General features: G+C 43.5%; 19 protein-coding genes. 12 read left to right on the forward strand and 7 right to left on the reverse strand.

The genetic code is table 11. The annotated features are described in order from the left end of the window. Window positions 1-64: 64 nt before the first annotated feature. The 5 genes from FHS10_RS09470 to FHS10_RS09490 all read right to left on the reverse strand — a co-directional run bounded on the left by FHS10_RS09470 (window position 65) and on the right by FHS10_RS09490 (window position 5,786). Window positions 65-2,425: an alpha-L-rhamnosidase-related protein gene (locus FHS10_RS09470; protein WP_259089718.1), complete on the reverse strand. Its 2,361-nt coding sequence runs from the start codon at window positions 2,423-2,425 to the stop codon at window positions 65-67. 308 nt (window positions 2,426-2,733) lie between these two features. Next, the gene (locus FHS10_RS09475; RefSeq protein ID WP_259089721.1) at window positions 2,734-3,660 is read right to left on the reverse strand and encodes a DUF6268 family outer membrane beta-barrel protein; all 927 of its coding nucleotides are present in this window, start codon (window positions 3,658-3,660) and stop codon (window positions 2,734-2,736) included. A gap of 38 nt (window positions 3,661-3,698) precedes the next feature. Beyond that, the gene (locus tag FHS10_RS09480) at window positions 3,699-4,148 is read right to left on the reverse strand and encodes a MarR family winged helix-turn-helix transcriptional regulator (RefSeq protein WP_259089727.1); all 450 of its coding nucleotides are present in this window, start codon (window positions 4,146-4,148) and stop codon (window positions 3,699-3,701) included. 284 nt (window positions 4,149-4,432) lie between these two features. Next, on the reverse strand, window positions 4,433-4,948 hold the full coding sequence (locus tag FHS10_RS09485) for a GNAT family N-acetyltransferase (protein ID WP_259089729.1): 516 nt from the start codon (window positions 4,946-4,948) through the stop codon (window positions 4,433-4,435). 34 nt (window positions 4,949-4,982) lie between these two features. Continuing rightward, complete coding sequence (locus tag FHS10_RS09490) at window positions 4,983-5,786, reverse strand: transporter substrate-binding domain-containing protein (protein ID WP_259089731.1); 804 nt, start codon at window positions 5,784-5,786, stop codon at window positions 4,983-4,985. 454 nt (window positions 5,787-6,240) lie between these two features. Between FHS10_RS09490 and FHS10_RS09495 the strand changes: the two genes are divergently transcribed. The 5 genes from FHS10_RS09495 to FHS10_RS09515 all read left to right on the forward strand — a co-directional run bounded on the left by FHS10_RS09495 (window position 6,241) and on the right by FHS10_RS09515 (window position 12,554). After that, entirely contained in the window at window positions 6,241-9,609 is a 3,369-nt protein-coding gene (locus FHS10_RS09495; protein ID WP_259089751.1) for an ABC transporter permease, read from the forward strand. Window positions 9,610-9,969: 360 nt separating this feature from the next. Beyond that, on the forward strand, window positions 9,970-10,545 hold the full coding sequence (locus FHS10_RS09500) for a Crp/Fnr family transcriptional regulator (RefSeq protein WP_259089753.1): 576 nt from the start codon (window positions 9,970-9,972) through the stop codon (window positions 10,543-10,545). Window positions 10,546-10,617: 72 nt separating this feature from the next. Further along, the gene (locus FHS10_RS09505) at window positions 10,618-11,010 is read left to right on the forward strand and encodes a DUF4267 domain-containing protein (RefSeq protein ID WP_259089755.1); all 393 of its coding nucleotides are present in this window, start codon (window positions 10,618-10,620) and stop codon (window positions 11,008-11,010) included. After that, complete coding sequence (locus FHS10_RS09510; RefSeq protein ID WP_259089757.1) at window positions 11,007-11,402, forward strand: cupin domain-containing protein; 396 nt, start codon at window positions 11,007-11,009, stop codon at window positions 11,400-11,402. The genes FHS10_RS09505 and FHS10_RS09510 overlap by 4 nt, the downstream gene beginning before the upstream one ends. Window positions 11,403-11,621: 219 nt before the next feature. Further along, a complete protein-coding gene (locus FHS10_RS09515; protein WP_259089759.1) occupies window positions 11,622-12,554 on the forward strand; it encodes an alpha/beta fold hydrolase in 933 nt (310 codons plus the stop codon). Between the two features lie 201 nt (window positions 12,555-12,755). On the opposite strand, the gene FHS10_RS09520 is transcribed toward FHS10_RS09515, so the two are convergent. Next, entirely contained in the window at window positions 12,756-14,516 is a 1,761-nt protein-coding gene (locus tag FHS10_RS09520) for an ABC transporter ATP-binding protein (protein WP_259089760.1), read from the reverse strand. A gap of 35 nt (window positions 14,517-14,551) precedes the next feature. Next, on the reverse strand, window positions 14,552-16,306 hold the full coding sequence (locus tag FHS10_RS09525) for an ABC transporter ATP-binding protein (protein WP_259089762.1): 1,755 nt from the start codon (window positions 16,304-16,306) through the stop codon (window positions 14,552-14,554). A gap of 322 nt (window positions 16,307-16,628) precedes the next feature. Between FHS10_RS09525 and FHS10_RS09530 the strand changes: the two genes are divergently transcribed. The 7 genes from FHS10_RS09530 (at window position 16,629) to FHS10_RS09560 (ending at window position 23,674) form a co-directional block, all read left to right on the forward strand. Next, on the forward strand, window positions 16,629-17,258 hold the full coding sequence (locus tag FHS10_RS09530; protein ID WP_259089763.1) for a MarR family winged helix-turn-helix transcriptional regulator: 630 nt from the start codon (window positions 16,629-16,631) through the stop codon (window positions 17,256-17,258). Window positions 17,259-17,402: 144 nt separating this feature from the next. Beyond that, on the forward strand, window positions 17,403-18,002 hold the full coding sequence (locus FHS10_RS09535) for a GNAT family N-acetyltransferase (RefSeq protein WP_259089765.1): 600 nt from the start codon (window positions 17,403-17,405) through the stop codon (window positions 18,000-18,002). A gap of 140 nt (window positions 18,003-18,142) precedes the next feature. Continuing rightward, complete coding sequence (locus FHS10_RS09540) at window positions 18,143-18,454, forward strand: transposase (protein WP_259089778.1); 312 nt, start codon at window positions 18,143-18,145, stop codon at window positions 18,452-18,454. Window positions 18,455-18,459: 5 nt separating this feature from the next. Further along, window positions 18,460-19,344, forward strand: coding sequence for an IS3 family transposase (locus FHS10_RS09545; protein WP_259089780.1), 885 nt, complete (start codon window positions 18,460-18,462; stop codon window positions 19,342-19,344). Between the two features lie 354 nt (window positions 19,345-19,698). Continuing rightward, a complete protein-coding gene (locus FHS10_RS09550; RefSeq protein ID WP_259089782.1) occupies window positions 19,699-20,388 on the forward strand; it encodes an ABC transporter ATP-binding protein in 690 nt (229 codons plus the stop codon). A gap of 3 nt (window positions 20,389-20,391) precedes the next feature. After that, entirely contained in the window at window positions 20,392-22,950 is a 2,559-nt protein-coding gene (locus FHS10_RS09555; protein ID WP_259089793.1) for an ABC transporter permease, read from the forward strand. Between the two features lie 19 nt (window positions 22,951-22,969). Next, window positions 22,970-23,674, forward strand: coding sequence for an arylesterase (locus FHS10_RS09560; RefSeq protein ID WP_259089795.1), 705 nt, complete (start codon window positions 22,970-22,972; stop codon window positions 23,672-23,674). Window positions 23,675-23,756: the final 82 nt, after the last annotated feature.

A 23,756-nucleotide genomic window follows, 5' to 3' on the forward strand; every position in this document is an offset into this window, starting at 1 on the left:
ATTCATTTGAAAAAACAATTAACTTAAGTTAAACCTTGTAATTGTGGCATCTACATCCGCCATCTTAAATAACAAATGAGTTCCCCCCTCCTTTAAGGTTATATGTTTTAGATTTCCAAACTAATATCCCCGATGTTTTTTGCGGCAAGCTGATATTTATTTTCCATTTACCATTTTCCAATGCGTAAGCTACCGAAACGTTGCCATTGGGATGAGGGATTGAGCCGCTGATCTGGGTTAATTTTCCTAAATGAGGTTCTATTTTTACTTTGGAGAATCCCGGTGCATAGCTATCAATTCCCAATACCGTTCTAAAAAACTCAATATTTGGACTGGCGCCCCAGGCGTGACAATCTGAGCGGGAGGTGTTAACGTCAGAATATTCGGCCCAGGTGGTCAATCCCATTGCCATGTTTTCCCTATAAATACCCAGCCAGTTTATGTAATCATTACCTAAGCCTGCTTTTACCAGTGCCTGGTTCAAATAATATTTAAAATAAACAGAACATTGAGTTAAGCTTTTATCGTTAAGCAGCCCTTTGGCAACGGCAGGTCTATCGGCATTACTAACTGTACCCGTAAGTATCGCCAATGAGTTTACGTGCTGCGAGTAGCCGTTTTTTTCGCGGGTATCGGCATATAGTTTTTTTGCCGGGTCCCAATATTTACGGTTTATGGTAGCTTTTAACTGCGCGGCTTTCTGGCTGTATATAAGGGCATAATCATGCAAACCAATCTTGGCTTCCATTTCTGCAGCCCACTGGTATGCCCACAGCAACTGCAGGTCATAAATTGCCGCGCTTCCATCTTTTCCTTTAACCTCGCCCCACATATTGCCGGCCCAGTCAACAAATGCCCAGTACGGGGTATCTTTCAAAGAGCCATCGGCTTGTTGGTATTTGCTAAAAAAATTCAATACGCCACGCTCGCCCAATAGCTTGTTTCTAATAAAAGCATCGTCGCCGCGATACATCCAGTAATCATGCAGCATGCCAATGTACCATAACGAAAACGGCGAAATAACCTGCGTGCCATTTGATGGGTAACAACTGGCGGTTATACCTTCTGGTAAACGGGAATGATCTATCTGGGTGAGTGCATTACGCGCCAGCCGGTCGTCACTGGTGTTGTAGTAGGATATTACAGCCTGTATACGGGTATCGCCAATGTATTGCAGCTGTTCGTAATACGGGCAATCTGTATAAGTTTCCCACGCATTTAGCCGTGCTGTACGCCAGCCTATATCCAGCATTTGTGTTATCTCCGCATCGTTTGTATTCATTACTGATGTGCGTTTAAAAGGATAGCCGGTAAAAGTGCCGTATAGATCATCTATCACCAAAGGCTCATCTTTTGTTTTTACAAACACCCTGATGTAGCGATAGGTGCGAAAGTTTAATGTGGTGAAAGATTGTGCTTTGCTGCCATCTGCCACCAGGCTATCTATTCGTGCTACAAATTCTTTTCCGTCAACATCATTGCGGTTACCTTTATTTACGCCTTTAGTACCTTTTTCATACAGCGATTCCGCATAACCAAGTGAAATGCCTGCATCCTTTCCCCCACTAAAATTTAACGTAACAAAGGCATTTGTTTCAAACGTTTGATCAAGTAATAAAGAGACCGAAGTATTTGCGGGGATAATTAACGGGGTTTTAGTGGCCGGAAACTCCGCCGGCGCATTTATGCCAATAGCACCGCGCAGTTTAAGGAGGCGTTGGTAAGTCATTTCCCTTGCCGGCAAGGTTGATGGTACCAATGCCCAGTCAATACCCCAGGCTGTCCCTTTGAGTTTTCCATCGGATATTTTATTTGCTCCGGGCCAGGCGCTATCATCAAAACCAGTGGCTTTCCAATCGCCCTTAACACTTTTGCTCATATCCACCATTTCGCCTTTACTGGCGGCAAAAAAATACCCCGGAATAGGCTGGTGCCCCACATCGCGGATCGCTTTCCAGCTCTCATTAGTGTTTAATATATCCTCTGTTGATGAATTGCCCTGCAAAATAAAACCCGTACGTACGCTGATCTGCGCTGCAGGGCTATATTGAGCCTCATTCCACACCAGCGCGGCTACAGAGTTTTTACCGGCAGTAAGGTAAGGTGCCAGGTCGACAGTTTCATAATTCCAAAAATAAGTATCGCCACGTGCCGGACCCAAAGATACCAAGGCACCGTTAACGTAAAGTTTATACCTGTTATCTGCCGATAGGTAAACAATAAATTTAGCGGGCTTAACAGCTAAATCAATATTTTTCCTGAAGTAATAAACGCCATAAATTTTCCCGTTATCACCCTGCGCAGATATCCATTGCGCGTTCCATGGTCGTTGTAAAGGTGGAATACTTGCGGATTGAGCATGCACAGATCCAGCCGTTGCTAATCCTAAAGCAACTACAAATATTATGGTAAAGAAGTGTCTCATCGATGGTTTAAATTGGTTAAGCAATAATAGAAATAAATTTATAAATCGATTTAGCAAATGAAGAAAAAATTTGTTAACATACCTTTTAAGGTAAAAATTATTATCCGGGAAACTTATTTATCACGATTCAACTACAGATGTGTACATCTGCAAACTGCCAGCTACATCAATACAAAAGCACATATATCGAACACTTTTATTGAGGATGTAAAAAAAATGTGGCTTTAAAAACAAAAAAAAAGACATAATTCAAAATCTGATTGATCTTCCAGTGAGTTACATCATGCAACTCTTAATTTTCAGTTTTTTTAAAATACATAACTAAGCCCACCCTGAAATATAAATGAATTTTGACGATAGGAGATGTTGGCTACGCGGTCGTTGAGTTTAGCAAATCCGTCAAATGGCACCTTTTGATCCATATTAAATGTTTCCAGTTTTTGCGAAAAAGTATGCCCTGCAATCAGGTTCAGTTTCCATCGTTTAGTGAGTTTAAGATCGTAAATAAGTCCCGCACTATTTTGCTGCAAATGTATATATTGGTCTTTAGCACCTTCGTTCAGGCGGTACATGCTGCTGTTGAGTGACCCTGTAATACCCAAAGACTGTATTTCTGATAGCCTGTACTTTAAAGAAGCCCTGGCAGGTATAACGCCGGTAAAACTTAGTTTGTTACTGATTGTCCAGTCGATATCAGGTATCGGCAGCAGGAACTTACCCGAGTAATTGCTAATATAAGCTAACGTGATACCGTAGCTGAAAGACTTGCCGGGCCGAAAACCTATCCGCACACCGGCAGTATAGAGGATATCATCCGCGTCTATACTTCGTTTAAAGTCGGAACCCACAGTTGCCAAACCCACAAAAGAGATACTGGTGGTGCGCGAAAGCGAATAATTTAACAATACCGGAACGGTAATAGACTGGAACGCGTTGCCACCTAAATTTTGCTTGCCTGAAAGAAAGAGGCCCTGGTAACGGATGCCTGTTTTTATCAAAATGGGATGAGGTGCCGAAAAATCCTTATATACAGGAAAACCCAGGTCTACAATAGGTTGTTGCATGGTTAGGGAATTCCCGTTGGCGTCAATAGAGGCTACAATATTGGTTACATTGACGCCACCGAGCAGGGGCGCTGTAGTGGTAAATTTTTTGCGCATGCTACTGCTATCAACGCTTTGGCAATAGCCAAGCACAGGCAATAAAATGCCCATCAAAAATAAGCTTCTTTTCATTTTTGTTAAGTGTTTTTTGTGATGAAGGAGTTGTTACGTTAGCAGGGAGTAACTAACCCTATTAATTTCAGCATTGTTTTATCCAATCCTTTTCTTTCTTCTAAAGTTAGTTCCGAAGATAGTACCGCGTCAAATCTTCCAAGTATAGCATCAGCCTGCTTTGCCAGTTTTTGGCCGCTTGCCGTAAGTTCTACATGAGTTTTCCGCTTGTCAACAGCATCAGGGATTACCTTTACAAAATCTTTTTTGAGCAAAACTGATATTGTTCTGTTAATTGACGCTTTATCGCGTCCCAAAGCAGTACCAACATCTTTCTGAGAGGCTCCGCCAGCATAATAAAGTACCATCAAAACCGGCACCTGATCCATTTGAAGAGGAAAATCGTGCTCCCGGAAGAGTTTATCACTTTCTTTATATAATCTATGATAAAGAGCACCTATTTGTGCCACCAGCGAAGGAGGCACAGGATGATCAATTTTGTGATTCATGCCGCAAATATAAAAAATTGGTTGATATATCAACCAATTTTTTATGGGAAATTATTTCTTTTTATGGATACCAATAACCCAATAAATAGTAGGGGTGTTTTTGAAATTTGGTAAACGATAAAATACCGATGTCGGACACTTTTATTGAGGATGTAAAGAAAATAGTTGCGTTGAAAAGTGACGACAACACCTAAAATTGGGGCCGGAAAGAGCAAGAAAACTGTAGCCACCAATTTGGTATGCTTTCTCCGGCAAAAAACCTTGATGGCAGTCTCCAGGCCGATTTAACGGGCGATTATTTCCATTTGGAACAAACTTACGGTTGCATTGTGATAATGAGCGGGAAGCCCCGCTGTACTTTTAAGCTTAGACAACCCTAAAAAGCCAAAACCGCATTTTGTATAATAGGCAATCAGTCCCGGATTATTGCCTACCGTATCCATACGAATGAATTTTTTCTTATTAGTCAAGGCGTATTGTTTTGCCCATTCCGTAATGTGTTGTACAAGATTTTGCCCTCTAAATTCCGGATTTGTTGCAATTCGATGAATATAAACGGCTGGGTCGTCATTTCGCTCTTCCCAAATCTGGGGATCGTTAAACGTTGTTGCCCAAATGCAGGCTATTCTATTGTCAATAACTATCTTCCATTGCCTTTTTTCATTGATTTCGGTTTCGATCATGCTTCTTTCAAATTCAGGCCAATGAACAATAAATTTCCCCTTTTGAAAATCGGTTGCAATACTGTAGAGTCTGAAGATTTCATCAATATCTTCGAGTGTTGAATGGTGTATTTCCATATTTTTATACTTGCTTATAGCTGTAATGAATCTGTTATTTCGCGCCGTTGCCTCCTACCACGTTATCAATCTCGGTTTGAGTGATCCCGTATTTCGCCATTCGTGTACGATGATCGGCCGAGCCTAAGTACACGTGAAGTTGTGCATTCACAGCCTGCAGAAGATCATGATTGCTCTTGCTAAATGAGAAGGCGCCGACGGGCGCTTTTCCATCTTTACTATCCTCGAAAGGGACTGCTTCCAGCCTTGGGTTGGCATTGGCAGTAACATGGTTGCCTACCGCCGTGGCGGCAAACGCGTCAATCTTTCCGGCTAACAATGCAGCGGCAGCCTCTGGCTGGCTATTGAACATCACAATCTGGCTGTCACCCAATCCCGCCGCCCTTGCCGCATCGAACTGTACCTGACCGGGAATAAGCCCAAGCAGCGCATCACCACGCGTCAGCACGGATCTATAGCTCATCAGCGCTTTCGGATTGCCATGAAGCACAAGGAATCCATCGCCAAGCGACCATACCGGCAAGCTGAAAGCTACATTACTTGCACGTTCGGGTGTAACAAAAATGGGCACGTTCATATCCCAGCGCCCAGCCTGCACACCTGGTAAAAGCTCCTCGAAGGTGGTGAGCTGATATTCGATGGATGTTACGCCAATTGCCTGTAGTACCACTTCGGCCAGTTCGATGTCTGCACCCTTTACCAGATGGTTTTCGTCGGTCCAATAAAAAGGGGGTTCCTCAATATACGCGATTCGTACTTTCATATCTTTATTCCACAACGTTAAAGGTGATTGCGCTGCAATTGATGAAGAACCATGTTGTGAAATTTCTGTTGCCATTTTGCTTGTCTTGATCTTGTTTATCTATGCCCGTTGTATTTATAAGGAATATCTCATGATGAACGCGAACTACTTATCGCATTTCATGTAACATTGCAAAGTTATGGGGATAAATAAAACCATAACAGATACAGATTACGAAAATCCAGACATAACAGATACAAAAAATCAGGTGGTAGCTTGTTAAGGTCCTCCATTCGCCTTAACCCAACAAGGTTCGAACTCTAAAAGGAAAAACGTCACTCAAAACCGGACGTTCGCCTGTACGTTTTTGTTACAATACCCTGCCGCGTGAAAATTACATCCAACTATCAATCAATACTTTATTAATTTGGAATATAAATTGACCCGAAGTTTTGAATTGAACTCTCACACATTCCATATAAGCTGGTACGACCTGTTATTGCTCGGAACAATTTTTACCGGGCTTATTTTCGCTGCGTTATTAGTTTTTATGAAAAGTGTCCACCTGGGCGCCAATCGGTTTCTCGCACTCGCGTTGGTAGTGATGGTTTTGTGCATGGTGCATGTTATAAATACCAACATCGGGGTGCCCTTGCAGTTTTCGCTGGCGCTTGGCCCCCTGATCTTTTTTTATGTGCTTAAACTAACCCGACCGGAGTTTAAATTCAATTGGAAATACTTATGGCATTTCATCCCGGTATTATTGGAACAGGTTATCCTATCAGATGCTGTATTGCAACTGTTGACTTTTATTTCGGTTTTTACCTACCTGCGATGGTGTAATAAGCTGATAGAAGGCTATTATAATCAGCTAAAATTCATTGAAGGGGACCGGTACCGGCTCAAATTACGTTGGCTGCAACGCCTATTGACGGGTTTCAGCGTATTGTGCTTATTATGGATGCCTTGCGCAATAGCCAATCGTTTTAATATAAATGTCCATTACCCTTTATACCCCATTTCGGCGGTTATGACGATTTGGTTAGGGGTTGTAGCCTTTGTCAGGTTTAAAGAAATACCTACCGAAACAATTTCGGTGTACCCCTCCCCTGCCTCCACGGAATTGAAGCAAAAGGCTGCCTGGCTAAAGCATGTAATGAAAAACAAACGGTATTACCAGGACCCGGAACTCACCTTAAGTTCATTGGCTAAAAAACTTGGACTAACTACCCATGACTTGTCCCGGATCATTAATACAGGGCTCAAAAAAAGTTTCAATGATTTGATCAATGAATATCGCGTTGCCGAAATAACCCAAAAAATGCGGGACCCGGCCTACAACCGACTCACCCTGCTGGGCATGGCTTATGATACCGGTTTCAACTCCCAGAGTACCTTTCATCGGGCATTCAAGGAAGTAACTGGGAAAACCCCTGCAGAATATAAAAAAGAACTCCCATTTTATAACTTGACATATCGTTCAGGCGCTGCCCCGTTAATTTCACCCCGGAAATTAAACCGCATTAATATGTTTAAAAATTATTTAAAGATGGCATGGCGCAACATGCTGTACAACAAAGGTTACAGCGTACTGAACATTACGGGTTTAGCAACCGGCATGGCAGTAGCGCTTTTGATTGGTTTATGGGTAACAGATCAGTATTCTTATGACCGTTTTTTACCGGGCTATCAGCAACTGTACCAGGTTGAGATGAACCTTACCAGCCAGCACTTTGGTACCAGTACACAAACGTCCATAGCGCTGCCGCTGACCGACGTTTTAAAGAAAGAGATCCCGGGGGTAAAGTATGTGGCCGAAACTGACAATATAGGCAAGATGAACCACGGCTTGCTGGTAGGCGATAAAAAGCTATACATGGAAGGTGGTGCCGCAGGTGCTGATTTTTTCAAAATATTTCAATATCCATTTATAAAAGGCAATGCCAATTCGGCTTTAAAGGACATTTACTCCATCGTTTTAACCGAATCGACTGCCATGGCATTATTCGGTGATGCCGACCCGATGGGTAAGGATGTTCGTTTTGATAATGCGCAAAACATGAAGGTTACGGGTATTATCCGGGATATTCCAAAAAACGCCACGCTGCAATTTAATTATATTACCCCATTTGCCTATAATGAAGCTACCCAGGAGTGGATCAGGGAAGGCCGGACCAAATGGACCTACAATTCGTTTTCCGCTTATGTGGCACTGGAAAAGGGTGTGACCTATGCGCAGGTGGCACCGAGGATCAGGAATATCGTATATCAAAAAAGCCCGGATATGCGAACATTGAAGCCCGAGGTGCTGATGCATCCTTTGAAGGACTGGCATTTATACAGCGAATTTAAGAACGGCAGGGCGGTCGGCGGCTTTGTAGATTATGTTCGCCTGTTCAGCATCATCGGACTTTTGGTACTGGCTATCGCGTGCATCAATTTCATGAACCTATCTACCGCGCGATCCGAAAAACGGGCAAGGGAGGTCGGTGTCCGCAAAGCCATCGGCTCCAGACGTATCGATTTGATTTACCAGTTTTTGCTTGAGTCGGTTTTGATTACGTTTATTTCTTTTCTGCTAAGCCTGCTCTTTGTACAGCTTGCTTTGCCATCTTTCAACGCGCTCACCGGCTCAGCCATTCGTATTCCTTTCGGCAATATCGGCTTTTGGTCTATCATGATCGCTTTTATATTGCTTACGGGTTTAGCAGCAGGAAGCAGACCGGCGTTCTACCTATCTTCCTTCAATCCGGTTAAAGTGTTGAAGGGAAGTATCCAGGTAGGTAAAGCTGCAACACTGCCCCGGAAAATACTGGTTGTGATCCAATTCACGTGCTCTGTTGCTTTAATCATCAGCACAATCATTGTTTACCAGCAAATAGCGTATGTCAAGAACCGGCCAACAGGCTATAGCGCAGACCGCTTGGTTATGACCGATATGAACGGCGACCTTTACCAGCATTATGACGCGCTCAGAAATGAGCTACTGTCAACGGGATTGGTGGAAAGCGTGGCCTCCTCTACGTCGCCAGCGACGCAGGTGTACAGCCATTTTTCGCTGGAGAAATGGCCGGGCAAAAATGCCGGAGATGAAAGTGTGAACATCGGCGCCATATGGGTCTCCAATGAATATTTTCAAACGCTGGGCATGACCATGGCAGCCGGGCTGCAGTTTTCCGGTGATTCGAAAAAGGATTCGCTTAATGTGATCGTCAACGAAGCCACCGTAAGGCGCATGGGGTTAAAGGAAGCCGTTGGTCAAACGATCTCCTGGAATGGCAGCAACCAGCCGGTAAGGATTGTTGGCGTTGTGAAGGATGCCTTGATGGAGTCGCCCTACAAGCCTGTGGAGCCCGCCATTTTCGGGCATAGCCCGAGTGGGTTCGTGATCACTTACCGTTTGCCGAAAAACGCCGATGCTCATACCGTAATAGAAAAGATAGGTAAAGTGTTTGAAAGATATAACCCGGCTTACCCTTACCAATTTAAGTTTGTTGACGACGAGTATGCGCACAAATTTAGCCTTGAGGTGTTGGTAGGAAAACTGGCAGGCGTATTTGCCGGCCTGGCAATCTTCATTTCCTGCCTGGGTTTATTCGGCCTGGCCGCCTACGTTGCCGAACAGCGCACCAAAGAGATCGGCATCCGGAAAGTATTAGGCGCATCAATCGGCCAGGTGTGGGCGCTGCTTTCACGGGATTTCGTGATGCTGGTGAGCATTAGCTGTGTCATAGCATCGCCTTTAGCGCTTTATTTCCTTAACAAATGGCTGCAAAATTACCCATACCATGTTGGCATAGAGTTGGGTGTATTTATCGCCTCGGGTACAAGTGCAATTATTATTACGCTGTTGACTATCAGCTTCCAGGCCATTAAAGCAGCGCTGGCAAATCCGGTGAAGAGCCTTCGATCTGAATGATTATAACAAGCGTACGAAATCGAACCGCCTGGGCAAACGAAATTATTTTGAATATCCCGTTGTTAACAAAAATAGCTGGACAAAGTATGAATTTTCATCTTTGTCCGGTTGGATAACCAATAAAATATCCAGGGCAAACGCATCTAATTGGGTTAACATAACTTAACATATTTTAGATAAAATCCATACAATTATTTAATAATCAACATCTTACATTTTAACAAGGTTAACACTAAACTGATGTATCGCGCAATTTAACCGCATCCAAATATTTGTGCCTATTTTGCCCAATACAAGTCCTTTCGATACCTGGGTCATTTAACCAGCACCAGCCGGGACCTTTTTATTAATTTTACTTTAATGGAATTACTTATCGAAAACATCAGGAGTTACGTACCCCTCTCAACTGCCGACGAGCAAGTTATCGGGAAACTTTTTCACAAAAAAAACATCAATAAGGACGACCATTTGTTAGAAACCGGGCAGGTTTGCCGGCGCTTGATTTTTATTGAGCAAGGCCTGGTAAGGTATTACCTGTTCCATAACGGCGAAGAACAAACCCATTACTTTAATAAGGAAGGGGAATGGGTTTGCGACTACCAGAGTTTCATCCCCAAAGTGCCAACAGCTGTCAACATACAGGCTTTAGAGGATACCATAGCCTGGACAATTAGTTACGATGATTTACAAATTTTTTACCAGGAGGTTAAGTACGGCGAAAGATTCGGACGTTTAGGAGTAGAGCAGGTTTTTATTGACATTATACGACAAATAGACTCCTTATACACCGACAAACCTGAAGTTCGGTACGAAAAATTTATGCGCACTTATTTTGATATTAGCCAGCGTATCCCCCAATACCACATCGCATCTTATGTGGGTATCAAACCCCAGTCGTTAAGCCGCATCCGTAAAAGAATTTCAACGCAAATTTGATTTATTAACCCAGGTGCATCAATGCCTATGGTAGCCACGATAATTTTGTTTCATTATTTAAAACAAATTATCATGACAACAAAAATCTCCTATGCAATTGCATTTTTAACCGGCCTGGGTTTGATTTTCCTCGGCGCTCGTTTCCTTTTATCGCCAGAGATAGCAGAAGCCGGATATGGCATACATTTTAATGAGCAGGGCGACTATTCGTTTCACTACATCAAAGGGATCAGGGATATCCTTTCCGGGCTACTGATCTGCGTTTTTGTTTTGCTGAATGAAAGACGGGCTTTGGGCCTAACCTTATTGGCCGGAACGATAGTGCCCGTTACAGACATGCTTATTGTGCTTGGCAAAAGCTATAACGGCGTGCTGCAAGCCATACCACACATCATCGCGATCATCATTTGCGCCGTATTCGGGATAATTTTATTGGCAACTAAACAAACAGAAAAAGCATTATGAAAACCGCGGCATATATCAGGCTGATCACATCGGCAGAAACCAGTAAAGAAAGTGTGTTGGAGATGAATATCCTCCCCGGCGAAAAAACGCCATGGCATTATCACACCTTGTTTTCAGAAACCTTCGAAATTTTGAAAGGAACATTAGAAGTGGGGAATGGTAAAGGCTTTCATCATTTACGGCAGGGAGATATCACAACGATACAGCCAAACGAGAAACATTGTTACCACAATACTTCTACAGCAGAATGTATTGTAAAAGTAACCCTTAACCCCGGCAATAAGAACTTTGAGCATTCCCTTTTTATTTTAAAAGGACTTGCAAAAGATGGCTTGGCAAGCGCAGCAGGAACACCAAAAAACTCTCAGACCTGGCATTGTTTATTTATCTAAACAATTCCAAAATGGTCGGAGTGCAAAAAATAGCCGGGCCTGTATTTAATTACATTGCTAAAATCGCTATTAAAAGAGGGCGATTAAAGGAGTTGATAGAAAAATATTGTTGTTACTTACTATTAAATGGTTAATTTAGTAGTACTTAACCTGAAATTTATTTCGCGTAGATTCCGTACAGATTTCTCAGGAACGATCTAAATACCATAACCTTAAACCATGAAAACATTCAAAAAAATGAAGCACTTGGTTCTAATCGCCCTGTTTGCTGTCTGCTCGTCCTTAACATTTGCGGCTCCGGTTAAACCAGCATCACCGCCTTTAAATTTCAAACACCAGTACGTAGTAGTAAATGGAGTTAAAATTCATTATGTAGTTGGCGGCAAAGGTGAGCCCCTGTTACTAATACACGGTTTTGGGCAGAATTGGTATATGTGGAATCGCTTATTGCCAGAGCTATCTAAACATTTTACCGTGATTGCTCCAGACATGCGAGGTATTGGTGAATCTGATAAACCCACAAACGGTTACGATAAAAAAAATATGGCTGTTGATATGCATGAATTGATGAAAAAATTAGGTTTCAGCCATATTAATTTAGCCGGGCATGATATTGGGCTGATGGTTGCTTACGCTTATGCGGCACAGTTTCCTGCCGATGTAAAAAAAATAGCTTTGTTAGACGCACTTTTACCAGGAATAGAGCTGGTGTGGAGCCAGGTGAGGGCACAAGCCTGGTGGTTTGGTTTTTTCGGTCAGCCGCATTCAGGTGAGCTTGTCTCTGGTAGGATAGGCCTGTTTTTTACAGATTTCTGGCCCACGGTTGGTTTCCAAAAAAATGCTTTTACGCCAGCAGAAAAAAATGAGTTTATCCGTTCCTATTCTGTACCAGGAGCAACAACAGGTGCTTTCCTTTGGTTTGGAAAATTTAACCAGGATGCAAAAGACAATATAGAGTTTGCGAAGAAGAAATTACCTATGCCGCTGCTTGCTATGGGTGCAGATCATTCTGCTGGCTCATACTTAGCCGCGCATTGCAGATTGGTGGCATCTGATGTACACGAAGTGATTATCAAAAATTCCGGGCATTGGGTAGTTCAGGAACAAACCGCACAGGTTCAAAAAGGTTTGCTGGATTTCTTTTTAAAGTAACCGGTAACAATCCAGAGAGATAAAAAAAGCTACCTCTAAATACATTAGGGGTAGCTTTTGAAATTCCTGTAACCCAACGAGACTCGAACTAAAAAAATAGCTCTATCATGCAGAAACTCGGTTTTTGAAATTTTTGTGCCCTGCGAAAGAATCGAACTCCCGCCCCGCTGGTTAAGAGTCAGTTGTTCTACCAACAATTCACTAACTCACCCGCTTCCCCTGCAACAGCAAATCCATCGCGTCATTCAATGACCCGGCGCGGATCACTTCGCCGGAGTTTACAAAGAAGATCTCGTCGGCATTTTCGATGGTGTTCAGGCGGTGGGCTATAATTACCCGGGTTGTTGTTTCGGGCAATTTGTTTAAAATATCGCTGAGCAGTTTTTCGGTAATGGTATCAATATTCGCCGTGGCCTCATCAAGGATCAGGATCTGCGGGTTACGCAACACTGCCCGCATAAAAGCTATTAATTGCTTTTGACCAAGACTAATGCTATCACCGCTTGAAAGTACCGGCGTATCCAGTCCGTTTTCAAAAATAGCCAGCAGGCTGCCCAGGTTGGCATCGGTGATCACTTTCTCTAACTGCTCGTTGGTATGGTTCTTATACAAATCGTTTCCGTACAAAATATTATCCTTAACGGTGCCGCTAAACAAAAATGGTTCCTGCAAAATAAAGCCTATCTTGAGGCTGCGCTCTTCGGCGGTATAAGTGCGGATGTCTTTACCATCAAGCAACACCAGTCCTTTAGATGCATCATACAAACGGGCAATGAGCGATGCCGTGGTTGTTTTACCGCCACCTGTAGGCCCAACCAGCGCGTAGGTTTTGCCTTGTTCCAGTTTAAAGCAAACGTTATGCAAAATCTCTTTGCTATCGTCATAACTGAAATGCACATGCCTGAATTCTAATAAACCGGCATTGGTATCGGTTATGCCCTGCTCAATCAGCGGCAGATCGCTCTCTAACTGCAATATCTGCGCGATCCTGTCCCAACCGGCCATAGCCAGCTGAAAGTTTGTCCACAGGGCTGCTAACTGCCTCAGCGGGTTATAAAAGTTGGTAGCGTATGATAGATAACTCACCAATAAACCGATAGAAAACTGCCCTACGCTGATCAAATAAATCCCGAAGGATAATACAATTAGCTGCGCTATACTGGCAAACAGGCCATAAACCGGCACAAAAACGTTATTGGCCAAACCTGCGCCTATAGCGGTTTGGTAGTTCTCTTTATTTACAGTATCAAAACGTTTGCGGAAGTAATCACGGCGGTTAAAGGCGATGATCACTTTAAAATTGTTCAGGCTTTCCTGAATCTCGCCGCTTAAGCCACCCGTACTTTTTAAATTAGCCGCATTTTTTCGTTTAATCCAGGGCGATAAAATAATGGTTAAGAAAAGGATGATCAGGGCTGGAGATAAAGCCGCTGCCCCCAACTCAACCTTAATCAACAACAGGAAGATACCCGCCCCTATCATGGTAGAAATATTGCCGATAAACTGCATTAATGATTGCGAAAAAAACTGATTAAGCTTATCGGTATCGTTGTTTACGCGCGAAATCAGGTCGCCTGCCTTATTCTGGTTAAAAAAACCTACCGGCAATTGCTGTAGCTTGTTAAATATAGAATTGCGCAGTGTAAACAACATACGTTGCCCTACCCCGCCCATCAGTGTGGTTTGTTTGTAGCTGGTAAACAGGGCCACAATGTACATGCACAACAGCAAAATGGCGTTATGGATAACGCCGTTAAAATCCTTGTGCTGCACATACTTATCAATGGTACGCCCAATAATAAGCGGACCAAGCAAGTTGAGCGTGGAATTAGTTAATATAGCAAACAACGCGAACAATAACGTTCGCCTTTCGTGTGATATCAGTTGGATCAGCTTTTTTAAGCCGGCCCAGGTTGATGTTTTGGGGGCGGTTTTACTCAGCTGGTTAAGATCGTAGTTCATTTAGTTTTGATATTTTGGTGGTCTTAACGTTTTAATTAATGAGCAACGCCCTGTTCGTAATTACTGGTGCTTTGCTGCGAATTGAAAATCTGTACATAATCCGGGCTGGTTTTCATCAGGTCGTCATGTACACCGCGGGCAATAATTTCGCCCTGGCTCAGCAGAATGATCTGATCGTAATGCTCCACAGAGGCTATCTTTTGGGTAACCGATATGAGCGTTAAACCAGGATAATTCTTTTGAATATTGGCCAGGATCTTTTTTTCGGTATTGCCATCAACCCGGGCAGTAAAATCATCAAGCAATAACACCTTAGGATCAACCGCCAATGCACGAGCCAGCATAATGCGTTGCTTTTGCCCACCCGAAAGACTTGAGCCTCGTTCGGACACTATGGTATTCAAATGCTCGGGCAACGCGCCAATAAAATCTTTCAGTTCGGCGGTATCAATGGCTTTTTGTAAGGATTCATCGGTCACCGTATCGCTAAAGGCAATGTTTTCGCGAATGCTCATATTAAAGATGATGCTATCCTGGAAAACAAAACCAACCTGCCGGTGAAATGCCTCACTATCATAAGCATCAATATTTTTACCATCATACAGGATCTCGCCTTCGGTTAAATTGATTAAGCCAGTCAATAGATAAAGCAGCTGCGTTTTACCGGCAGATGTTGGCCCGATGATGGCGATTTTTGAACCGGCAGATACTTTGAGTGAAATGTTTTTGAGGGCTTTCTTTTGGCCATACGCCAGTGTAACATCTTTCAGTTCCACATCGCCACGCAGGGTATCTTTAATATCACCACCGTCTTTAACATCCGGCGCATCTAAAACCACACTGATGCGGGTAAACGATGCAGAGGCCTGCGCTATCAGGTTGCTCATAAAACCAAGGATGAATATCGGGAAGATCAACAGCGATAAATAACTGTTAAAAGCCGCGAAGCTACCCAGACTCATGGTACCCGTAATTACAAAGTGGCCGCCCATTACTAAAATGGTTAAGGCCGCCATGTTGGCTGTAAAGGTTACTATGGGTATTAAGCCAGCGAAAAAACCAAGAATCTTTAGTCCGTAGTTTTTAGCTTCGGTGTTAGCTTCCAGGAACTTGTTGTATTCCATCTGCTGGGAGTTGATCACCCGGATTAAAGCCGCACCCAGGATACTCTCGTTGATTACCTTGTTTAGCTGATCTATAACGCCCCTGCTTTTCATAAACAAGGCACGCACATTTTTTAACACGTAGGCAAACGTGCCGCCTATAATAGGGATAATGCCAATAACAGGCAGCGCCAGTTTCCAGTTGATGGTAAGCAGCATTACGCTACAGCCAATAATGATAAACAACGACGATACGATGGATACCAAAGCCTGTGACACAAAAAGCTTAATGGAATCAACATCAGCAGTAAGGTTGGTTAGCAATTTAGATGGGTTAGCCTGCTCAATAAAGGCATGACTTTGGCGCGAGATCTTATCGGCCAGCCGGCCACGCAAATCACGCGCCACCCTTTCAGACGCGTAGGTTTGAATAATGGTTTGCAGGTAGGCAAATATAAAAATGAGCACTACAGCTATCGAGAATTTTTTGAGGATATCAACAAGCACAAAGTCATGGTGTGTATAGGCATCAATGCCATTAGCGATGATCTTAGGCAACCAAAGATTGATACCATTACTCATTAAGGCGAACAATAACAGCAACGTTACCAGCCCCATATAGGGCTTCAAAAGGCTAAATACACCTGGCGGTTTAGTATCGGACTTGGGTTTATTGTTTGGCTGCATGCGTTAATAATTGTTTAGTAAAAGTACCTAATAAAAGGGTTTATCTCCCTTTTAAAATATTCCTTATTGATGTTGACGATTCAGGCGCGAAAACATTGTAAACACGATTGTAGGATTAAAAAAGATGAACAAGATTTTTGACTTCAAGTTTAAAACCAACATATTATTAGGTAATCAAAAAGAAATCTCGTTAATCAAAGCAAATCTTATAAATCGTGTTTTTACTCCTATTCAGAAATATCGAAACAAATATATTCCTAATTTGTAATAAATAAAACTTTTTAGAAATAATTATATAATTTTACTCCTAAATAGAAACAACATGAAACCCGTAGTGCAACTGATTGAAGAATGGTCGGCTTTTGAGGAGTTGGATACCGAGCATAATGTAGAGGCTTTTTGCAGGTATTACCTGGAGAAACAACGCCAAAAGGCTTTACCGGCCGCGCATAATGAACGTATCATGAGCGGTGCTTTTTTATTAAAAACCATTGGCCGTATCCTGAGTGCATACTCCTTATACTTCAGGGCCGCGGTCAATTATATAGGCATTCCACCTGCCGAAAGTTTTTATTACCTGAATGGCCTTGTCCACTTAGGCGAGGTGCGTAAAAGCGACCTGATCAATTACATGTTTGCCGAAACTACCACCGGTATGGAAGTGATAAACCGCCTGGTGCGCGAAAATAAGATAGATGAAAGGGCATCGCCCGATGATAAACGGGCCAAACTTATTAAAGTGAATGACAAAGGCCTTCAAGCCCTGCAAGAGTATTATAAAGTATCGGGCAAGGTTGTTGAAATGACCTTTAAAGATATAAGCGACGAAACCGTGATAAACTGCTATGAAATGCTCAAATACTGCGAACAGCGCAACTCGGCCGCGGCTATCGAACTCAAAAACAAACCTTTTGACCAGATGTACGAGCAGGTGATGGCGGGTAAGCTATAAATGTGATACCTTAGTATTTATTAAAACAGTATAAAAAGCGCGTCATTGCGAGGCACGAAGCAATCCCCAACTATACAGGGTCGCTCTGCAAATCGGGGATTGCTTCGTGCCTCGCAAATGACGGTTATAGATTAAACCCGCCCCATGCCCACAAAATTCAATGCCACAGCCAACTATGTTTTAGAAGATGATACCGTATTGTTAAGGCCTTTAAAAATAGAAGACCTGGAATACCTGCTCCCCTATGCCGTTAACGAACCTGATACCTGGAAATACTCAAACGTAAGCGCCAAACATGCCGATGGCATGACCCGCTATGTTGAAACCGCCTTGAAAAACCGTGCGGAAGCCCGCGAATACGCCTTTATTGTATACGATAAAAAGAGCGGAGAATACGCCGGCAGCACGCGCTTTTATGATATTCAACCTCAACTGGATAGTCTGCAGCTTGGCTACACCTGGTACGGCGAAAAATTCAGGGGCACTAAATTGAACAAACATTGCAAGTTTTTACTGTTGCAATTCGCTTTTGAGGAACTGGGGATGGAACGTGTTGAGTTTAGGGCCGATGCCCGCAACCAGCGCAGCATAGCCGCCATGAAAAGCCTGGGTTGTGTGGTTGAAGGCATCCTACGCAGCAACATGCCTTTAGAAGAAGGCGGTCGCCGGGATTCTATTGTATTGAGTATTTTAAAAAGCGAATGGGAAAATGGGGTTAAGGAGGGTTTGAGGGCGAAGTTGTAGATAAATATATTTTTACCCGTTTTCAATAATGCTCTTAATTGTAGAGACGCAACATTTTGCGTCTCCCACCAGACGAGCGGATTTGTATGAGATGCATCGGTAAAATCGGACAGTAAGATTTGCTTAAATTAGCAAAACAGATGCAAAGAAAAAAGCTGGATAAGCCCCGTAGGAAATACGATGCTGAATTTAAGAGTGACGTTTTAAAAATGATATCATCTGGTCGTTCTGTGCAGGATATCTCCCATTCATTAGGAATCAACTCAAACATGATCCATAAATGGAAAGCCCAACACCATGAAGTTATAGGTCAAAAAGGGTCATTTCCTGATGTTGTTAGCGGCACTGTTTCTGACACTGATCACGAACAATTAAAGGCCAGGATACGGGAGTTGGAGCAGGAAAGAGATATTTTAAAAAAAGCGTTGGGCATTTTCAGCCGGGGGATTTAAAGCAGGTGTACGCTTTTATTTTTTCCCAGGAACAGTTCTTTCCGGTTATATTGCTATGTAGTGTTCTTTCGGTAAGTAGGAGTTGTTATTACGTTTATCGTAAGGATGGCAATGATCCCCCGGGTGCCGAAAAAAAACAAATAGAAGCTATGGTAATCGCGGCATTTGCACTGCATAAGCGGCGTTACGGCATTAGGCGATTATTACCGGAGTTGGCAGATCTGGGCCTGAAAATTGGCCATTGCAAGGTTCGAAGGATATTAAAGCAGAACGGATTAATAGCAATCCAGCCTAAATCATTCGTGCCGCGGACAACTGATAGCAGGCATCCATATCCGATCAGTCCTAACCTGTTGACAGGGCGTAAGCATCCTGTAAGGATCAATGAGGTGTGGGTGGGCGACATTACCTATATTCCCTTAGCGGGTGGCGGATGGGGCTATCTGGCTGTTTGGATGGATCTGTTTTCCCGCAAGGTAACCGGTTGGCAGTTGCTGGGAAATATGAGGGAAGAGCTGATTGTACAGGCGTTTAAAAAAGCCTGTACCAATCGAAATATAACTGAAGATCTGATCATTCACTCAGACCGTGGCGGACAATACGCAGGGAATAAATTCCGCAGGCTATTGGCAGGCCCCCGGTTGAGTCAAAGTATGAGCGGGGTAGCTAATCCTTATGATAATGCTTTTATGGAATCATATTTTTCCAGGTTTAAAGCGGAGTTGTTGCAGGGAGGATGTTTTGATGGATTAGAAAATGCCCGCAAAGAGATATTTGAATTTATAGAGATGTATTACAATCCTGTTCGCAGACATTCGTCATTGGGCTATATCAGCCCGGTGGCCTTTGAGCGACAGGCAGGTTATCAACAAAAACAGGAGTCCGGATAAAAAGAAAAAAAGAAGCAAAAAAAGAAAAACGTGTTGGAATATGGAAAACCTAAGGAGGTTTCCCACATTCCAACACGACAAACAAACAACAAGTTATTATTAACTATATTTAAAAACTAAGAGAGTCAACTGTCCGGATAAACCATCACACCTCAGTATAGACGATTTGCACGCGGGAGACGCAAAATATTGCGTCTCTACTAAAAGCCCTCTCTCCCCAAAAAACACACTTGTGTCATTAATTTCAAAAAACAACAGCCCCACAGCTATAAATGGCATAATTCATGGATATTTAAGCAAACTATATTGGTAACAAACCGGTAAGTAAAGCATCAAATCCAAAAAAATTATCCATTGGAAACAATTCTGAATATTTTAGAGCTGACTAAAACATACCAGAGCACGGGGCGTACGCTAACCGTGCTCGATCATATTAACTTTTCAATCGCCGAGGGTTCTACCAACGCCATTGTCGGTCCATCCGGCAGTGGTAAAACTACCTTGCTTGGTTTATGTGCCGGACTGGACAGGTCAAGCTCCGGCTCGGTTGAATTGAACGGCATCAACCTTGGCAATTTAACCGAAGACCAACGCGCCCAGGTACGCAACCAGCACGTGGGTTTCATATTCCAAAATTTCCAACTACTGCCTACCCTTACCGCGTTAGAGAACGTGATGGTACCCTTAGAACTCCGCAACGAAAAAAACATTAAAGCCCGAGCCTTAGACCTGCTGGATAAAGTTGGCCTGGCCGACCGTGGGCACCACTACCCTTCCCAGCTTTCGGGCGGCGAACAACAACGTGTTTCGCTGGCAAGGGCTTTTTCTAATGCCCCCAAGATCCTTTTTGCCGATGAGCCAACTGGTAACCTTGATGCCGAAACCAGCGAGAAGGTAGTTAAACTCATCTTCGACCTGAATAAAGAAGCAGGCACAACGCTTGTGGTGGTTACCCACGATCTTGACCTGGCCGCCAAAACGCAACGCATCATCAGGATAAAGGGCGGCAAGCTGATAGCCGACGAAAAAACAATTAACGGATAAGCTATGGATACCAATCCGGTTAATTATAAACGAAAAATAAACTATGCCTGGCTATTTAATATGGCCTGGCGCGATAGCAGGAAAAATCGTTCCAGGTTGTTCCTGTTCATCTCGGCCATTGTATTTGGTATCGCGGCCCTGGTGGCTATCTACTCGTTCAGGTACAATGTACAAAATGATGTGAACGGGCAGGCTGCTACGCTGATAGGAGCCGATTTGCTGATCTCCGGCAATAAACCTGCCGACCCCAAACTCAAAAGCATGCTCGATTCTTTGGGCGATAAAAGATCAACCGAGCGCAGCTTTGCCTCCATGGCCTATTTCCCCAAAACAAAAGGTACAAGGCTGGTGCAGATCCGCGCTTTACAGGGCGAGTATCCTTACTATGGTACTATTGAAACCACGCCCGAATCGGCAGGCACATCTTTCAAAAACGGGCAAACGGCTTTGGTGGATAGAACCTTAATGCTGCAATTCAACGTTCACGTAGGCGATTCTGTACGGGTTGGTACTGAGCGCTTCCTGATTGCAGGCACCTTGAACAAAGCGCCCGGTCAAAGCGGGGCCATGGCAGGTATAGCGCCGGTGGTGTATATCCCTATGAAATACCTTGACCAAACCGGGCTCATGAAAACTGGCAGCCGGGTTAACTTTACCTTTTATTACAAGTACGACCATAAAATAGATATGGATAAGCTGGTTAAAAAGCTTGACCCTATTCTTGATAAAAACGGACTGAATTACGATACCATCGAAACCCGCAAGGAAAACACCGGTCGCGCGTTTGGCGATTTAGGAAGGTTTTTATCGTTAGTTGGTTTTATTGCCTTGCTGTTGGGTTGCGTGGGCGTTGCCAGCGCAATCCATATCTACGTAAGGGAAAAAATAGCGTCGATAGCCATTATGCGTTGTTTGGGTGTAAAAGCATCTGAGGCATTTTTAATTTACCTTATCCAGATTGTAGGCATCGGTCTTATTGGTTCTATAATTGGCGCGGCACTGGGTACCGCTATCCAACATTTGCTGCCGCTTATATTTAAAGACTTTTTGCCTTTCACTATTTCTGTCGAAATTTCATGGCTGGCCATTGGACAGGGTATTTTATTGGGGGTTATTATCTCTATCCTGTTTGCCATGCTGCCGCTAATTTCGGTGCGTAATATTTCGCCGCTGAATACGCTGCGCATGTCATTTGACGAGGCCGGCCACAAAGGCGACCCTTTACGCTGGCTGGTTTACCTGCTTATTTTAGGTTTTGTTTTAGGCTTTACGTATTTACAGTTGGATAGCTGGATGGGCAGCATATTTTTCACCATTGGCATCCTGGTGGCCTTTATGATATTGGCCGCTGTAGCCTGGTTACTAATGCGGGTAATGAAGCTGATCATCAACAGCGGCTGGAGCTATTTATGGCGACAGGGATTTGCCAATTTATACCGCCCCAATAACCAAACCCTTATTTTAATGGTTTCCATCGGGTTAAGCACCGCCTTTATCTGTACATTGTTTTTTATCCAAAGCATCCTTATTAGCCAGGTTAATTTATCAAGCAGTGGCAATCAATCAAACATGATATTGTTTGATATTCAAAAAAGCCAAAAGGACGCCATTGCCGATGTCACCCGCAAAAACGGCTTGCCGGTATTGCAACAGGTACCTATTGTAACCATCAGGTTAGAACAGATCAACGGCAAAACGGCTGCAGATGCTATAAAGGATACCACCATTAAAATCCCTCATGGCGTATTTGCCTGGGAATACCGGGTAACGTTTCGTGATACCCTGTCGGCATCAGAAAAACTATTGGATGGCACCTGGATTGGCAAAGCAGAGCCGGGTAAAGATATCCCGGTATCGGTAGAAGAAAACCTGCAAAAGCGGGCGCACCTTAAAATTGGCGATAAGTTAGTATTCAACGTACAGGGTGTACCTATGCCGGCCTATGTGGCCAGTGTAAGGAAGGTAAACTGGGGTAAAGTGCAAACCAACTTCCAGGTGGTATTCCCTACCGGGGTATTGGAAGATGCGCCACAGTTCCAGGTGTTGATGACCCATGTGCCATCAAGCAAGGTCTCGGCCGCGTTTCAGCAGGCTGTAGTAAGGCAGTTCCCCAATGTCTCCATCATTGATCTTGGGCTGGTGCTGAGTATTTTGGATGAATTGCTAAGCAAAATTGGCTATGTAATCCGTTTTATGAGTGCCTTTAGCATCATCACCGGTATTGTTGTATTGATAGCATCAGTCCGTATCAGCAAATACCAACGCATACAGGAAAGCGTATTATTGCGGACCCTTGGGGCAAGCCGCAAACAAATTTTCGCCATTACCGCGCTTGAATATTTATTTTTAGGCAGTCTATCAGCCCTTACCGGTATTTTGATAGCCCTGGCTGGTACCTGGTTTTTAGCTAAATACAGCTTTGAAATTCCTTATTCGGTTAGTTTTATACCGGCCCTGGTGCTATTTTTGATCATATCATTATTAACCGTTATTATCGGCTTGCTAAACAGTCGCGGGGTGTTGAACAAACCACCACTCGAAATTTTAAGAACAAACGCCTAAACGCGTTGTATTTATACGTATGCACAAATTGAAGTTAACATATCTTGCCCTGTTTGCAGCTATTGCTTTATCTGCCTGCGGCGAAAAAAATAAACCGGCGGCAAATAACGAAAGCAAGGCCGATACCACTGCCAAAGCTGATGCGGCGGCTACAAAAACCATTTTATTTTTTGGCGATAGTCTTACCGCCGGCTACGGTTTGGATGATCCTGCCGATGCTTTCCCGGGTGTGATCTCCAAAAGGATTGATTCCTTAAAACTGCCTTACAAAGTGGTTAATGCCGGAGTAAGTGGTGAAACATCTGCTGGCGGCAATGGCCGCATAGACTGGACACTGAAACAAAAGGTTGATATATTTATACTGGAATTAGGTGCTAACGATGGGCTGCGCGGCATCTCGCCTACCGAAACTACCAAAAACCTGCAATCCATAGTTGATAAGGTAAAAGCTAAATATCCCGATGCAAAACTGTTAATGCTGGGCATGCAGGTACCGCCAAACATGGGCGCCGATTACGTAAACAAATTCAAAGCCGTGTTCCCTACCATAGCCACAAAAAATAAAATGGCACTTGTCCCCTTCCTGCTGCAAGGCGTGGGCGGTCACCCCGATTTAAACCAGGCGGATGGCATTCACCCCACAGAAAAAGGCGCTAAAATTGTTGCAGATAATGTTTGGATGGTACTGAAGAGTGAATTGGAAAATCCGAAAGGAGTTTATTAAGACACCGAGCGAGAAACTAAAAAACGACGAAAGACTTACGAAGTTTTAAAAACTTCGTAAGTCTGAATTTAAATTACAGCTT

Origin of the sequence: Mucilaginibacter dorajii (assembly GCF_024808255.1) — a bacterium.
In the GTDB taxonomy this organism is placed as follows: Bacteria; Bacteroidota; Bacteroidia; order Sphingobacteriales; family Sphingobacteriaceae; genus Mucilaginibacter; species Mucilaginibacter dorajii.

What these genes read in the sequence shown, in the direction of transcription:
- FHS10_RS09560 (WP_259089795.1), top strand. Translation starts at nt 22,970, where the DNA reads ATGCACAAATTGAAGTTAACATATCTTGCCCTGTTTGCAGCTATTGCT.
- FHS10_RS09520 (WP_259089760.1), bottom strand. Translation starts at nt 14,516, where the DNA reads ATGAACTACGATCTTAACCAGCTGAGTAAAACCGCCCCCAAAACATCA.
- FHS10_RS09555 (WP_259089793.1), top strand. Translation starts at nt 20,392, where the DNA reads ATGGATACCAATCCGGTTAATTATAAACGAAAAATAAACTATGCCTGG.
- FHS10_RS09475 (WP_259089721.1), bottom strand. Translation starts at nt 3,660, where the DNA reads ATGAAAAGAAGCTTATTTTTGATGGGCATTTTATTGCCTGTGCTTGGC.
- FHS10_RS09500 (WP_259089753.1), top strand. Translation starts at nt 9,970, where the DNA reads ATGGAATTACTTATCGAAAACATCAGGAGTTACGTACCCCTCTCAACT.
- FHS10_RS09525 (WP_259089762.1), bottom strand. Translation starts at nt 16,306, where the DNA reads ATGCAGCCAAACAATAAACCCAAGTCCGATACTAAACCGCCAGGTGTA.
- FHS10_RS09495 (WP_259089751.1), top strand. Translation starts at nt 6,241, where the DNA reads ATGAAAAGTGTCCACCTGGGCGCCAATCGGTTTCTCGCACTCGCGTTG.
- FHS10_RS09505 (WP_259089755.1), top strand. Translation starts at nt 10,618, where the DNA reads ATGACAACAAAAATCTCCTATGCAATTGCATTTTTAACCGGCCTGGGT.
- FHS10_RS09540 (WP_259089778.1), top strand. Translation starts at nt 18,143, where the DNA reads ATGCAAAGAAAAAAGCTGGATAAGCCCCGTAGGAAATACGATGCTGAA.
- FHS10_RS09490 (WP_259089731.1), bottom strand. Translation starts at nt 5,786, where the DNA reads ATGGCAACAGAAATTTCACAACATGGTTCTTCATCAATTGCAGCGCAA.
- FHS10_RS09535 (WP_259089765.1), top strand. Translation starts at nt 17,403, where the DNA reads ATGCCCACAAAATTCAATGCCACAGCCAACTATGTTTTAGAAGATGAT.
- FHS10_RS09530 (WP_259089763.1), top strand. Translation starts at nt 16,629, where the DNA reads ATGAAACCCGTAGTGCAACTGATTGAAGAATGGTCGGCTTTTGAGGAG.
- FHS10_RS09510 (WP_259089757.1), top strand. Translation starts at nt 11,007, where the DNA reads ATGAAAACCGCGGCATATATCAGGCTGATCACATCGGCAGAAACCAGT.
- FHS10_RS09485 (WP_259089729.1), bottom strand. Translation starts at nt 4,948, where the DNA reads ATGGAAATACACCATTCAACACTCGAAGATATTGATGAAATCTTCAGA.
- FHS10_RS09480 (WP_259089727.1), bottom strand. Translation starts at nt 4,148, where the DNA reads ATGAATCACAAAATTGATCATCCTGTGCCTCCTTCGCTGGTGGCACAA.
- FHS10_RS09470 (WP_259089718.1), bottom strand. Translation starts at nt 2,425, where the DNA reads ATGAGACACTTCTTTACCATAATATTTGTAGTTGCTTTAGGATTAGCA.
- FHS10_RS09515 (WP_259089759.1), top strand. Translation starts at nt 11,622, where the DNA reads ATGAAAACATTCAAAAAAATGAAGCACTTGGTTCTAATCGCCCTGTTT.